Annotated in this window: 14 protein-coding genes and 1 pseudogene; 4 read left to right on the top strand and 11 right to left on the bottom strand. The window is 65.7% G+C overall.

The features are described from left to right. Positions 1-71 precede the first annotated feature (71 nt). From M1247_RS27885 to M1247_RS27865, 5 genes and pseudogenes are all read right to left on the bottom strand, one after another. Entirely contained in the window at positions 72-857 is a 786-nt protein-coding gene (locus M1247_RS27885) for a DeoR/GlpR family DNA-binding transcription regulator (protein ID WP_317159648.1), read from the bottom strand. A 79-nt stretch (positions 858-936) separates the two neighbouring features. Then, a pseudogene (locus M1247_RS27880) lies at positions 937-1,374 on the bottom strand (aldehyde dehydrogenase family protein); the annotation flags it as partial. Between the two features lie 17 nt (positions 1,375-1,391). Next, positions 1,392-2,135 carry a carboxymuconolactone decarboxylase family protein gene (locus M1247_RS27875; RefSeq protein ID WP_317159775.1) on the bottom strand — a complete coding sequence of 248 codons (744 nt, stop codon included), beginning with the start codon at positions 2,133-2,135 and terminating at the stop codon, positions 1,392-1,394. Between the two features lie 47 nt (positions 2,136-2,182). Then, complete coding sequence (locus tag M1247_RS27870; protein WP_317159647.1) at positions 2,183-2,989, bottom strand: mycofactocin-coupled SDR family oxidoreductase; 807 nt, start codon at positions 2,987-2,989, stop codon at positions 2,183-2,185. Further along, positions 2,986-3,816: a mycofactocin-coupled SDR family oxidoreductase gene (locus M1247_RS27865; RefSeq protein ID WP_317159646.1), complete on the bottom strand. Its 831-nt coding sequence runs from the start codon at positions 3,814-3,816 to the stop codon at positions 2,986-2,988. Before M1247_RS27865 ends, M1247_RS27870 begins: the two co-directional genes overlap by 4 nt. 86 nt (positions 3,817-3,902) lie before the next feature. Between M1247_RS27865 and M1247_RS27860 the strand changes: the two genes are divergently transcribed. Further along, entirely contained in the window at positions 3,903-4,487 is a 585-nt protein-coding gene (locus tag M1247_RS27860) for a TetR/AcrR family transcriptional regulator (protein WP_317159645.1), read from the top strand. On the opposite strand, the gene M1247_RS27855 is transcribed toward M1247_RS27860, so the two are convergent. The 5 genes from M1247_RS27855 to M1247_RS27835 are packed head-to-tail and all read right to left on the bottom strand — an operon-like array spanning position 4,468 to position 7,611. Beyond that, positions 4,468-5,238 carry an alpha/beta fold hydrolase gene (locus M1247_RS27855; RefSeq protein ID WP_317159644.1) on the bottom strand — a complete coding sequence of 257 codons (771 nt, stop codon included), beginning with the start codon at positions 5,236-5,238 and terminating at the stop codon, positions 4,468-4,470. The genes M1247_RS27860 and M1247_RS27855 overlap by 20 nt on opposite strands. A 14-nt stretch (positions 5,239-5,252) precedes the next feature. After that, positions 5,253-6,005, bottom strand: coding sequence for a class I SAM-dependent methyltransferase (locus M1247_RS27850; RefSeq protein WP_317159643.1), 753 nt, complete (start codon positions 6,003-6,005; stop codon positions 5,253-5,255). Between the two features lie 2 nt (positions 6,006-6,007). Then, positions 6,008-6,436 carry a type II toxin-antitoxin system VapC family toxin gene (locus M1247_RS27845; protein WP_317159642.1) on the bottom strand — a complete coding sequence of 143 codons (429 nt, stop codon included), beginning with the start codon at positions 6,434-6,436 and terminating at the stop codon, positions 6,008-6,010. Further along, the gene (locus M1247_RS27840; RefSeq protein ID WP_317159641.1) at positions 6,423-6,671 is read right to left on the bottom strand and encodes a type II toxin-antitoxin system VapB family antitoxin; all 249 of its coding nucleotides are present in this window, start codon (positions 6,669-6,671) and stop codon (positions 6,423-6,425) included. Before M1247_RS27840 ends, M1247_RS27845 begins: the two co-directional genes overlap by 14 nt. Positions 6,672-6,708: 37 nt before the next feature. Next, positions 6,709-7,611: a LysR family transcriptional regulator gene (locus tag M1247_RS27835; RefSeq protein WP_317159640.1), complete on the bottom strand. Its 903-nt coding sequence runs from the start codon at positions 7,609-7,611 to the stop codon at positions 6,709-6,711. Positions 7,612-7,716: 105 nt separating this feature from the next. Between M1247_RS27835 and M1247_RS27830 the strand changes: the two genes are divergently transcribed. From M1247_RS27830 to M1247_RS27820, 3 genes are read left to right on the top strand one after another with little or no spacing between them, the layout of a single operon-like run. Continuing rightward, a complete protein-coding gene (locus M1247_RS27830; protein ID WP_317159639.1) occupies positions 7,717-9,048 on the top strand; it encodes an MFS transporter in 1,332 nt (443 codons plus the stop codon). After that, the gene (locus M1247_RS27825; RefSeq protein WP_317159638.1) at positions 9,045-9,791 is read left to right on the top strand and encodes a 3-hydroxybutyrate dehydrogenase; all 747 of its coding nucleotides are present in this window, start codon (positions 9,045-9,047) and stop codon (positions 9,789-9,791) included. The genes M1247_RS27830 and M1247_RS27825 overlap by 4 nt, the downstream gene beginning before the upstream one ends. Further along, positions 9,788-11,743 carry an acetoacetate--CoA ligase gene (locus tag M1247_RS27820; RefSeq protein WP_317159637.1) on the top strand — a complete coding sequence of 652 codons (1,956 nt, stop codon included), beginning with the start codon at positions 9,788-9,790 and terminating at the stop codon, positions 11,741-11,743. The genes M1247_RS27825 and M1247_RS27820 overlap by 4 nt, the downstream gene beginning before the upstream one ends. Here the strand turns inward: M1247_RS27820 and M1247_RS27815 are convergent. Further along, complete coding sequence (locus tag M1247_RS27815; RefSeq protein WP_317159636.1) at positions 11,724-13,004, bottom strand: DUF222 domain-containing protein; 1,281 nt, start codon at positions 13,002-13,004, stop codon at positions 11,724-11,726. The genes M1247_RS27820 and M1247_RS27815 overlap by 20 nt on opposite strands. Positions 13,005-13,017 lie beyond the last annotated feature (13 nt).

Below are 13,017 nucleotides of genomic sequence, written 5' to 3'. Positions count from 1 at the left end.
TGGAATTGACTGTTTCGGGGTGGGGGTCCGGTCTGCGGGCGGCGCTGCAACGTCGCCCGCACCCAAAGCTCTCAGGTGTCTGACGCAACTGGACGTGCTGTCAGAACCACACCTCCCGTCTCCTGCATGGCCGCTGCGAGCGCCGGGGAGGTATTGCATTCGGTGATGAGTCCGTCGACTGCGCCGAGTTCACAGACGCGGTAAGGCGCAACCTGCCCGAGCTTGGAAGAGTCGGCGAGGATGTAGCTGCGGGCACTGTTGGCGATGATCGTGCGCCGCACGTCGATCTCATCGAGATGAAAGTCGGTGAGGCCGGCCTGGGCGTCGACACCGCCCGAGCCGAGCAGCGCGATATCGGCGTAGATATCGGTGAAGAAGGCCTTGGTGTGGGCGTTCGAGCAGGCCAGGTCGCCCGCGCGGACGCGTCCGCCGGACAGCAGCACCTGGATGCCTGGTCGGTCGGCGAGTTCCACGGCCACCGGCAGTGACGGTGTCACCACCGTGCCGGTGAAGCTTCGGGAGATTGCCTGGGCGACGGCCACCGCCGAGGTGCCGATGTCGATGACGACGGTCTGCCCGTTTTCCAGCAGCCCGGCCGCGACCTGGGCCAGTTGGGCTTTGGCCTGATGGCGGATCAGCGAACGCTCGGTGTAGGACGGCTCGATGACGCGGCGATCGGCGACCGCGGCTGCACCGCCGTGAACCCGCCGCAGGGCGCCGCGCTCTTCGAGAAGCGCCAGGTCACGGCGAACGGTCTCGGCGGACACGCCAAGGCGGCGGACCAGTTCGTCCGTGCTGACCGCCTGGGCGGTGCCGATCGCCTCGACGATCGCTTCGTGACGCTCAACCGGCAGCATTCGCGACCAGTTCTGTGGATTTCTGACCGAGCATGACGGCAATTGTGGGGTGTTGTCTGGCTCACGTCAAGCCGAGATCTCACTCCATGCTGATGCGGATGTTCTTCACCTGAAGGAACTCGTAGAGACCATCGAGACCGCCGGTCCGACCGAACCCGCCTCGAGTCGGCGTGCCACGCGATGCGCGCGGACCAGGTCGCGCGTGTGGATGAATGCGTTCAGCCCATACCCGTGTCGTTGGCGATGCGCACCGCCTCGACTCGTCACGAAACGTCGTCACCGACACCACCGGGCCGAAGGTCTCGGTCTGGCCGAGGGCCGAGGAGTTGTCGACGCCGGTGAACACCGTGGGTTCGATGTAGAACCCCTCGGCAAGCTTGCCGCCGATGCGTCGGCCGCCCGTAACCAATTCGGCGCCGGCGAAGACGAGGTTGGCCGACTTGCCGCCGAGTTCGGCCACCACGGGGGTCAGGTTCTGTGCGGCAGCCGTGATGACCGTGCGGGCGGTTTGGCCGCCCACAGCCAGCGGTGTGCTCATGCCTCGTCGCGCCACTCGTCGAGGACCCGCGGTTTCTGTTCGCCGATCACCTGGTTGAGATTGGCGGCCTTGGGCCAGCCGTAGTAGGCGGCGAAATGCAGTGCCACCTCGTCCATCTCGTCGAATGACAGATCGCGACTCTTCAATGCCGCATAGACATGGCTCATAATGGGCAGCGGCGCGTCCTGGAAGGCGACGCAGGCGACCGTGATCAGCCGCCGCTCCTTCATCCCCAGGCCGGGGCGCAGCCACATCTCGCCGAAAACGAAGTTGAGAATGCCCGCGCCCGAGTAGGGGTTGTCCCGTATCGGGGCGAACTGCATGCAGTTGATGTCCTTGAACGATCGCTCCCCACCGGACAACCGGTCTTCTGGGTCGCTTGCGGTGGACAGGGGTAGCAGCCGTTCCGGCGGTGGTGGGGCTTCACCCCGTTCCCGATGGATACGGTCCCACTGCTCGTCGACCATGGAGTTGAACCGCGACGCCTTGGGCCAGCCGGCATACACTGCGAAATGCAAGACAGTTTCACGCATTTCGGTGATGCTCACATCGCCACTGTTGAGCGCCGCGTATACGTGGTCGCGCAGCGGGGGGTCGGCGTCGGCAGCTGCCACACACGCCAACGTGACGAACCGCCGATCCCGCCGGGACAGCGCCGGGCGCGGCCACACCTCCGCGAACACGAAGCCGATCAGCGCGGATGTGGCCGGCGTGCTGTCCGTGGGTACCGGGAATGTCATCACCTCGGCGAACTCGCGTCGGCCCCGCTCCGTCCGCTCCGCGGTGCTCACCGGATCGTCACCCCGGCGTCGACCTTGAATTCGAGGCCCGTGACGTAGCGCGATTCGTCGGAGATCAGGAACAGCACCGCATTACTGATGTCGATCGCCTCGGCCATGATGATCGGCATGGCGTTGCCGAAGATCGGTGCGAGATCGGGACGCTTCTGGGCCAGCAACTCGTGCAATGAGTCAGGGCGCATACCGGTCTCGACGCCGGTCGGATGCACGGTGTTGACCCTGACATGCTGTGCAGCAAGCTCGTTGGCCAAGGCCTTGCTCATGCCGACCACACCGTGTTTGGACGCGGTGTAGGGCGTGTGCAGCGGGCTGCCCTTGATGCCCGCGGCCGAGCTGATGTTGACCAGACTGCCGCCGCGATCGACCAGGTGCGGCAGCGCTGCCGCACAGGTGTTCCAGGTGCCGATGAGGTTGACGTCCACCACCGCCCGCCACTGCTGCGGTGTGGTGGTGTCCCAGGTGCCCGCGGTGATCACGCCGGCGTTGGCGACCGCGGCATCGAGACCACCCAACCGGGTCACACCGTCGTCGACGGCGGCACTCAACGCCGCGGCGTCGCGCACGTCCACGACACAGCTGACCGCGCGGCGGCCGAGTTCGGCCACGAGCCGGGCTGTTTCGTCGAGATCCTGCCGGGTGGCCAGCGGGTATTCGACATCGGGCAGTGACTCGCAGATGTCGACCAGGATCAGGTCGGCGCCCTCCTCGGCGAGGCGCACCGCGTGGCTGCGGCCCATGCCGCGCGCCGCACCGGTGATCAGCACCCGCTTACCGGCGACCCTTCCGGTGCTCATAACTTGTTGCAGAAGCCGGCGTCGACGGGGAAGGCCACCCCGGTGACGTACTTCGCCTCGTCGGAAACCAGGTAGGAGACCGCCGCGCTGATGTCCTCGGGTTCCAGCAGGCTCACCGGCATCGGATTCTGCAGGTGCGGACCGCCGTCGGGGTAGTTCTCCAGGAACGCGGTCATGGCCGGGTTGACCGCCATCATGGTGTTGACGGCGGTGGGGTGCACGGTGTTGACCCGGATGCTATGTGGTGCAAGGGCGTTGGCCAGGGTGCGCATGAGGCCGACGATGCCGTGCTTGGATGCCGCGTAGCCGAGGCCGCCGCCCTGCAGCCCGCCGAAACCGACCAGGCCTGCCGTCGAGCTGGTGAAGACGATCGACCCGCCGCGTGCGCCGGCGATGAGGTGCGGGATGGCCGCCTTCGCGGTGTGAAACGCGCCGACCAGGTTGACGTCGAGCACATCGGTCCACTGCTCGAGTTCTTCTTCGATCGTCAGCTCACGGAAGGCCATCGAGGCGATACCGGCGTTGGCGCACACGATGTCGAGCCGGCCGAACTGCTCGACGCCGGCCTCGAGTGCGTCCCGCAGCCGGTGGAAGTCACGCACATCGGCGACCGAACCGACCATTGTGGCGCCCGTGGCCTCGACCAGTGAGATGGTCTCGTCGAGCTCCTCTCGGCTGGCCATCGGGTAGCCGTTGGAGGCGATGTTGGCGCAGATGTCGACGCCGATGATGGCCGCGCCTTCGCCGGCCAGCCGCAGCGCATGGCTACGGCCCTGACCGCGGGCCACGCCGGTGATGAAGGCGACTTTTCCGTCGAGACGACCCATTGTTCCTCGCTTCGTTGCGTGCAGTAACCGTGTTACACCAGGTACGGTAACGGGGTTACTCTCCAGCGGCAAGGGTGTTCTAGAAAGTGGTTAGTGAGCGCGACCGGATCCTCGACATCGTCGTCGAACTCCTCGAAACCGACGGCTATGACGCCGTGCAGCTGCGCGAAGTCGCCAAACGCGCACGGACGTCGCTGTCCACCATCTACAAGCGCTATGCGACACGCGACGAACTGATTCTGGCCGCACTCGACTCATGGATGGCGGAGAACCGGTACTCGGGCCTGGCGGGGCAGACTCGGAAGCCCGGTGAATCTCTCTACGACGGGCTTATGCGCATGCTGCGCACCGTCTTTGAGCCGTGGGAGGAACATCCCGGCATGCTGATGGCCTACTCGCGGGCCCGGGCCGCACCCGGTGGGGACCGGCTGGTCCGTCGGGGGCTCGACGCCGTGGTGCCGGCCGGATTGGAGATTCTCGCCGGTGTCGACGAGGACTTCATCAACGACCTGGACTCCATTGTCACGAGCCTGGTGTTCGGGTTGACCGGGCGCTTTGCCGCCGGCGAGATCGCGATCACCGACATCCTGCCGAGCCTCGACCGCACGGTGCGGTGGCTGACCACCGGGTATGAGGCGACCCGTGCGGACCTCAGCCGATCTGCCCGCTGATGAAATCCACGATCGTCGCGGCGACCTCGCGATGCACATCCTCGTTCAGGATGTCGTGACGGCGGCCGGGAAACTCCTTGAACTGCAAGGGTTCTATCTGCTCGGCGTAGGCACGCACCGGGTCGACCGGTGCGATCGGGTCAACTGAACCATGCAGCGCCAGCGTCGGCACCGCGAGCTTGGGCAGCTCTGCGCCGAACCGGTCCCACGCCCGGTCCAGCTCACGCGTCAGCGGCGCGCCGTCGGCGTCGACGAACGCCAGCGGATCGTTCTCCAGCGAGTCGAGGTAGAACGGATCACTCGACAGCCATGACGGGTCGAGGTCCAATGACGTGTCCGGGTCGAGCATCTCGGGTATCGGCACCAGCGGTGCGCCGGAGATGACGCCGGCTCGATACCGGTCAGGTGACCCCAGCAGCCCGAACAACGCGACGACTGATCCGAACGAATGTCCCTGCAATACCAGCGGCAGGCCGGGATTCGTCTCTTCAGCCTGTCCGGTCAGGGAGTCTGTCAGCGCCAGGCTGTCCTCGATCGAGCCGAAGTCGCCTCGGGTGCCAGGTGTCAGGCCGTGACCGAACAGGTCGACCGCCCAAAGGTCGATCCCGGCGGCGTTCAGCGTGAAGCCGTAGCGGTGATATACCCCGGTGTGCTCACCGAAGCCGTGCAGGAAGATCACCGCGGCGCGCGGCTCGGCTGCTGCCCAGTGCCGGTAATAGGCGCGCCCACGTTCGTGTTCGAGGAATGGCATGCTCACCATCCTGGTCAATGTGGGGTGCAGATGAGTGCAATCGCGCTGTTTTCCGCATCGACGCCGCCGTCACCGATGTGCTTTTCGAGCCTGGCCCGTAGCTCTGATCGTGCTGTCGGCGTGAGGGTCAGCACGTTGGAGTAGGTGAACACCATGTCCAGCCAGTCATCGGTGGAGTAGTGCAGCTGTTCGATGCGGTTCCGGTGTTCGATGCCGAACCCGCACTCTTCGATGAGAGCCGCCACCGCGACGTTGCGCCCGGCGTCGACGGTAGGGCGCTGGGAAGCATCCAGGTAGCCGGCATAGATCTCGTCGAGTTCGGCCCGGCTAGGTGAGGTGGGTGTGATGCGGTTCCACAACAGCGCCAACCTGCCGCCGGCGCTCAGGATGGTCGCGACCTTCGGCAAGGCCTGTCGCGGCTCTACCCAGTGGAACGATTGACCGAAGACCACGAGATCGAACTGCCTCCCGTCAGGTGCCCAGTCTTCGAATGTGGCTTGTTCGACGCAAACACCTTTGCCCGCGGCGACGGCTGCCATTCGCGGATCGGGCTCTACGGCAAGAACTTCCGCACCGGCACCAGCCAGTTGGACAGAAGCTATGCCGGTTCCCGCGCCGACGTCGAGTGTCCGGATGCCGACGCGTGTCACCAGTTCGGTGATCAGGGACTGCGGATAGCGTGGGCGAAAGCGGTCGTAGGCGTCGGCGGCCTCGCCGAACGAATCGGCGCGACGACGGTCCGTGTGGCACGGCGTGTGATCAGACATGATCACTCGAACGGTAGTCGCCAGCGCAGTCCGGGAAAGCGCGCGAACGACCGATCGGTGGTAATCCACGTCGCACCATTCTCAATGGCAAGTGCTGCATGGTAGGCATCCGGAACGGTGTTTCCCTTGGCCCCCACGTCCCCGCACAGCGAGTCAAAGATCGCCCAGTGGCGTGGTCCCGGCCGCAGTGGAACTGCGCTCGGAGCGGACCGAATTGCGCGACATGCCTCGAGGGCCTGCGCGGTCGAACTCGGCTGTTGGAACACTCGATGGTTGGTAAGGAGCCGGATGACGCCGGAGAGCACCAGTTCACTGATCCCGACCGGCTCGTCGCCGCTCAGTCCGTCAGTGATCCAGTCGCGGTAGCGCGAGTGGTCGACGCTGTCTTCGCGGATCGCGTAGATCAGGACGTTGACGTCAACGAGCAGCATTGTCGCCGGTCAACTCGGCCAGGGCTTCCTTGTCCTCGAGGTCCACGCCAGGTAGCAGGCCACCACTGCCGTGGGTTGGCAGCCGAAATGCGACAGCGTCGCGCTCGTTGGCGTCGCGACGAAGCAAGGCGCGCAACGCATCCTCAACGACCGACCCCAAGGAGCGAGAGGTTTGCGCAGCCAGGACCTTGGCCTCGGCCAGCAGGTGATCGTCGATATTGACCGTGGTGCGCATGATGCATCATAACATCACCACTACGCATCATGATGCGTCATACGGTTCCGAGGAGGACCTCCCGCTGTTCGGCCATGCGGTCGTGGATTGCGTCGACGACCGCCGCCACGACCGGCCTGCGCAGCGTCTCGGGGCGGGCCACCAGCCAGTAACTCAGCTGAATGGACACGCTGTCGCGCAGGACGCGGATCAGGTCGTCGTGACGATCTGACATGAAGCACGGCAGCAGGCCGAGTCCGGCGGCGGCGCGGGTGGCTTCCACGTGGACGAACACGTTGGTCGATGTCACCGACTCCCGCATGGCAGGGGCGAAGCCGGTTGTCATGTCGAGGTCGTCGACCTGCAGCATCGAGTCGATGAAGTACACCAGCGGGTAGTGCACGAGGTCATCGACGCTCTCCGGGGTGCCGTGTTCGGTGAGGTAGTCACGGGAGCCGTAGAGGCCGAGGCAGTAGTCGCCGAGCGGGATCGCCTCGGCACGGCGGACCTGCGGTGCGCCGACGACGATCTCGATGTCGAGACTGGACCGCTGTTGTGACGCGCGCCTGGTGGTGGCGACGATCTCGACTGCGATCCGCGGGTGACTCCGCTGAACCTGGGCGGCCGCCGGCGCGGCGATGTAGGCGCTGAAACCGTCGGTCGCCGAGATCCGCACGACGCCCTCGAGCTGCCGTGGTCCGGTGGTGCTCAGCGAGTCCACTGCGGATTCGACGGCTTCGGCCGCGGCCAGGGCGTCGCGGCCGAGGTCGGTGAGCTCCCAGCCCCCTGGTGTCCGGGTCAGCACCCGGCCGCCGATTGCCTGTTCGAGCGCGGCGATGCGTCTCGAAATGGTGGTGTGGTTGATGCCGAGCTCATCGGCGGCAGTGGTGTAGCGGCCCGACCGGCCGACGGCCAGCAGCACCAGCAGGTCATCGGCGCTGGGGCGGCGTCCATCATCCATATCTGCATTTTCGCAGACTGCTTTTGCGGATTTGGGCATTGCGGCCCAACGCACCTGCATGAATACTCACTCAGGAGCTGTGGCCCAGATCATAAGGAGACGCCGATGAGTGCACCCATCTCAACTGGCCTCAAACGCGTCGTCGTCGCCTCGATGGCAGGCACCGTGGTCGAGTGGTACGAGTTCTTCCTCTACGGAACCGCCGCCACTCTCGTGTTCAGCAAGGTGTTCTTCGCTCAGGGCGCCAACGACCTCGACGCCATCCTGGCAGCGTTCGTCACCTACGCCGTCGGCTTTCTCGCCCGCCCGCTCGGTGGCATCGTCTTCGGCCACTACGGCGACAAGTACGGCCGGAAGAAGTTGTTGCAGTTCAGCCTGCTTCTCGTCGGAGCGGCCACCTTCCTGATGGGCTGCCTGCCCACCTTCGGGCAGATCGGCTACTGGGCGCCCGCCCTGCTCGTGGTGCTGCGGTTCCTGCAGGGCTTTGCCGTCGGCGGCGAATGGGGCGGCGCGGTGCTGTTGGTCGCCGAGCACAGCCCCAACCGCAGCCGCGGATTCTGGGCCAGCTGGCCACAGGCCGGCGTGCCGGTCGGCAACATGCTTGCCACCGTGGTGTTGCTGGTGCTGTACGGCGTGCTGTCGGACGCAGCGTTCATGTCGTGGGGTTGGCGCGTCGCGTTCTGGTTGTCCGCGGTCGTGGTGCTGATCGGCTACTACATCCGCACCAAGGTCACCGATGCCCCGATTTTCCTTGCAGCACAACAAGAAGCCGAGAAGATCAAGGAGAGCTCATTCAACGCCATCGAGGTGCTCAAGCGCTATCCGCGCGGAGTTCTGACGGCGATGGGTCTGCGGTTCGGCGAGAACATCATGTACTACCTGGTGGTCACGTTCTCCATCACCTACCTCAAAGAGCAGGTGCACTCCGATACGAGCGACATCCTGTGGTGGCTGCTCGTCGCGCACACGGTGCATCTGGTGGCCATCCCGACGGTGGGACGGCTGTCCGACCGCTACGGGCGGCGATCGGTGTACTTCGTCGGGGCGATCGGCGCGGCGTGCTGGGGATTCATCGCCTACCCGATGATGGACACCGGCAACTACCTGCTGGTCACCGGCGCGATCACGCTGGGGTTGGTGATCCACGCCCTCATGTACGCACCACAGCCGGCGATCATGGCCGAGATGTTCCCGACCAGGATGCGGTACTCCGGTGTGTCCCTGGGCTATCAGGTCACCTCGATCGTGGCCGGGTCACTGGCACCGATCATCGCGGTGTGGCTGCTTCGCGAATTCGACTCGTCGGTGCCGATCGCGGTGTACCTCGCCGCGGCGGCGGCGGTGACGCTGGTCGCGGTGTTCTTCGCACGGGAGACCAAGGGGATCGACCTGGCCGAGGTGGACGCCGAAGATGCGCGACGGACGGCGATGGTGTGAGTGACCTGACTGGTCGCACCGCACTGGTCACCGGGGCGGCGAGCGGTATCGGGGCGGCGTGTGCGCGTGAGCTCGCCGCTCGTGGGGCGAGGGTCATCGTGGCCGACCGCGACGCGGCTGGGGCTGACGCCCTGGCTGACGAGATCGGCGGAAAACCCTGGGCGGTGGATCTTCTCGACATCGGCCCGTTGGAGACGCTGCAGCTGGACTGCGACATCCTGGTCAACAACGCCGGCGTGCAGAGCATCAACCCCATCGAGGAATTCCCGCCGGAGAAGTTTCGGATGTTGCTGGCGCTGATGGTCGAGGTGCCGTTTCTGTTGATCCGTGCGGCGTTGCCGCACATGTACGCCCAACGGTTCGGTCGTGTCATCAACATCTCGTCGGTACACGGGCTGCGGGCCTCCGAGTACAAGGTCGGCTACGTCACCGCCAAGCATGCGCTGGAGGGCCTGTCCAAGGTGACCGCGCTGGAGGGTGGCCCGCACCAGGTGACCAGTAACTGCGTCAACCCGGGTTATGTTCGGACACCCCTGGTAGCCAAACAGATTGCCGACCAGGCACGCATCCACGACATTCCCGAAGATGAGGTGATCGCCGAGGTGCTGTTGAAGGAGAGCGCTATCAAGCAGTTGGTCGAACCGGAAGAGGTTGGCGCTTTGGTAGGTTGGCTGGCGTCTCCGAGTGCCCGGATGGTGACCGGAGCGTCCTACACGATGGATGGAGGGTGGAGCGCGCGATGACCTCTGCTCCGCATCCTCCACATTCCCCGCAGTGGGAGCCCACACAGGCCGATATCGAATCGGCCAGGGTCACTGATTTCGCCCGGTTCGTGGCGTCCCGGGCAGGCCGGGAACTGACCGACTATCAGACGTTGTGGCAGTGGTCGGTTGATGAGCCCGCGGTCTTCTGGGCTGCACTCTGGGACTACTTCGAGCTCGGTGACCGCCCCGCCGAGGTGCTTCCCGATGATCGGATGCCGGGCGCGCGGTGGTTCCCTGGAGCGCAGCTGAACTATGTCGATCAGGTACGGCGCAACGCGCACACCGACCGGCCGGCAATCCTCTACGTGGCCGAGGGCGGCGCCGTCACCGAGCTGCCCTGGGCCGAATTGATCAGCCGTACCGCCGCTTTCGCCGACGCGTTGCGATCGGTGGGTGTGCAACCGGGCGACCGGGTGGCGGGCTATCTGCCGAACATTCCCGAGGCGATCATCGCGTTTCTGGCCACCGCGAGCATCGGCGCGGTGTGGAGCGCGTGCGGGCAGGACTACACCGCCAAGGCCGCGCTGGACCGGCTCGGCCAGCTTGAGCCGACAGTTCTGGTCACCGCCGACGGCTACCGCTTCGCCGGTAAGGCACACGACAAGAGCGGGGACATCGCCGCTCTGCGGGCGGGGCTGCCCAGCCTGAAAGCCTCGGTTCTGGTGTCGCGCCTCGGGTCGGGTCAGGATGGTTGGCTGGATTGGGAATCGGCCAGTGCGCCAGGAGATGCCGAGCTGGTGACCACCCCGGTCGATTTCGACCATCCGCTGTGGATTCTGTATTCGTCGGGCACCACCGGCCTGCCCAAGGGCATCATCCACGGTCACGGTGGCGTGCTGCTCGAGCACCTCAAAGCAGTTGCCCTGCAATCGGATATCGGCCGCGACGATGTCTTCTTCTGGTACACGAGCCCGAGCTGGATGATGTGGAACTTCCAGGTCGCCGGCCTGCTGGTGGGAGCGACCATCGTCTGTTACGACGGCAGCCCCACTTTTCCTGCTCCCGATGCGCTGTGGGACGTCGCGGCAAGTATCGGTGCCACGGTGCTCGGCACCAGTCCCGGCTACGTGCTGGCCTGCGCCAAAGCCGGTGCGGTGCCCAAGACGCAGCATGACCTGTCCGCGCTGAAGACCGTGGGCATCACCGGCTCCTCGCTGCCGCCGTCGTCGGCACTGTGGTTGCGTGACAACGTCGGTGAGCGGGTGCAGGTTGCCTCGATCAGCGGTGGCACCGATGTGGTGTCGGCCTTCATCGGTGGGGTTCCGACAGTGCCGGTGTGGCCGGGGGAGCTGTCGGCGCCGTATCTGGGGGTCGCGCTGGAGTCGTGGGACGAGTCCGGCAAACCGGTCCGCTGCGAGGTCGGTGAGCTGGTCATCACCAAACCGCTGCCGTCGATGCCGATCGCCTTCTGGAACGATGCCGACGGATCCCGCTACCGGGACGCCTATTTCGAGATGTTCCCCGGGGTGTGGCGGCACGGCGATTGGATCACCATCACCGATCACGGCAGCATCGTCGTGCACGGTCGTTCCGATTCCACGCTGAACCGGCACGGGATCCGGATGGGCAGCGCCGATATCTACCAGTCGGTGGAGCGGCTGCCCGAGATCGCCGAAGCACTGGTGATCGGCGCCGAGCAGCCTGACGGCGGTTACTGGATGCCACTTTTCGTGGTGCTGGCCGACGGCGTCGAGCTTACCGATGAACTCACCGAGCGCATCAAAGCGACCATCCGCACAGAGGTCTCGCCCCGGCATGTGCCCGACGACATCCTGGTCGCGCCCGGCGTACCCCACACCCGCACGGGCAAGAAGCTCGAGGTGCCGATCAAGAAGCTGTTCCAGGGCGCCGAGCCGGGCAAAGTTGTCGAACGCAGCGCGGTCGACAACCCCGATCTGCTCGACTGGTACGTCACGCAGCGTCGAACGTGACGAGGTCGATGCTCAACCCGCCTTCCACCACGCTCACCGTTCTGACCGGCGGCCCCGGCAGGGGTGGCGCGGTCGATCGGTAGACCGCGTCCGTCGGTGTCGTGAATTCGGCGGTGTGCACGCCATCGACCTCAGATGTGGTGACCGACCAGCCTGGCGCCTCTTTGGCGTAGTTGCATGCTTCGCACTCACCGAGGCCGTTGAGCGCGCTGGTCGGGCCGCCCCGGCGTTTTGGCACGGCGTGGTCGTGGTGACGAATAGGTGCGTCGCAGTAAGGCGTTCGGCAGGTCTGGTCCCGCAGGTCGAGCAATGTCGCCAAGCCTTTCGGGAAGATCCGTGACTGTGACTCCATCGCGACCAGCTGTCCGCTCCGCGGATGGCGGTACAGCCGACGCAGCGTGGCCTTCGTCGATTCATTCTTGACTGTGTCCCCGACCAGGGTGCGGGCGAAGCCGGCAGGCACCGGACCATAATCGGCGAGCCAGGCGGGTGCGTCATCGTCGCCGGCCAGCGTGGTGTCTGCCATCACCAGGTTCAGCGCCAACGGCACGGGTTGCTCTGCCGGCCGACCCGTCACCCGCTCATAGGCTGTGTCGGCCATGATCTGGCCCTGTGACCGAGCGTCAAAAGTGGTATTGGCAGTGTGGTTCAGCGTCGCATACATCCCGACACCCTGTTTGACGGGCAGCAGGATCGTCACGTAGACCATCGTGTCCGGTGCGGGCCGGATCGTCACGCAGCGATCCTCGGCCGCCTTGGCCGAACGCTCCACGACCGCCGCGACATCCAGGGCGACCGCGATCTTCTTGGCCTCGGCCTTCACCTTCCGGTTGCCCCAGCCCTCCAGCCGTGAGACATCCGCGCAGAGCTCGGCATCCAGCTGACGACGATGCTCGACGCTCAGACATGCGGATTCGCGCACGATCAGGGTGGCCCGCCACTCCGACAACGCGCCGCACTCCAAAGCGGCCAGCGTATGCGGCATTTCGTGCACCAGGGCGGTAGCCATGCCCAGATGGGTTCCGCCGCGTTTGGGGGCATCGTGGCGCGCCAGTGCCACCTCGTTGGACAACCCCCGGCCGCGCTTGCGGGCCGGTACCCCGGCGGCGGCCTCTGCGGCGCGGCGCTTGTCCGCCCACAGTGCGGTTGCCCGGGCCTGTGCCGCGGCCGCGGTGGACTTCAGACGTTCAAACGTGGCGACCTGGGCGCGCAGCTCCTCTTCGCTGGCCTCAGGATCGATATCGAACAGGTGTTCGAACATGTCACCGATGCTA

Source organism: Mycobacterium appelbergii (genome assembly GCF_032883035.1).
GTDB lineage: Bacteria > Actinomycetota > Actinomycetes > Mycobacteriales > Mycobacteriaceae > Mycobacterium > Mycobacterium appelbergii.
This window is presented reverse-complemented; position numbering and strand designations above follow the sequence as displayed.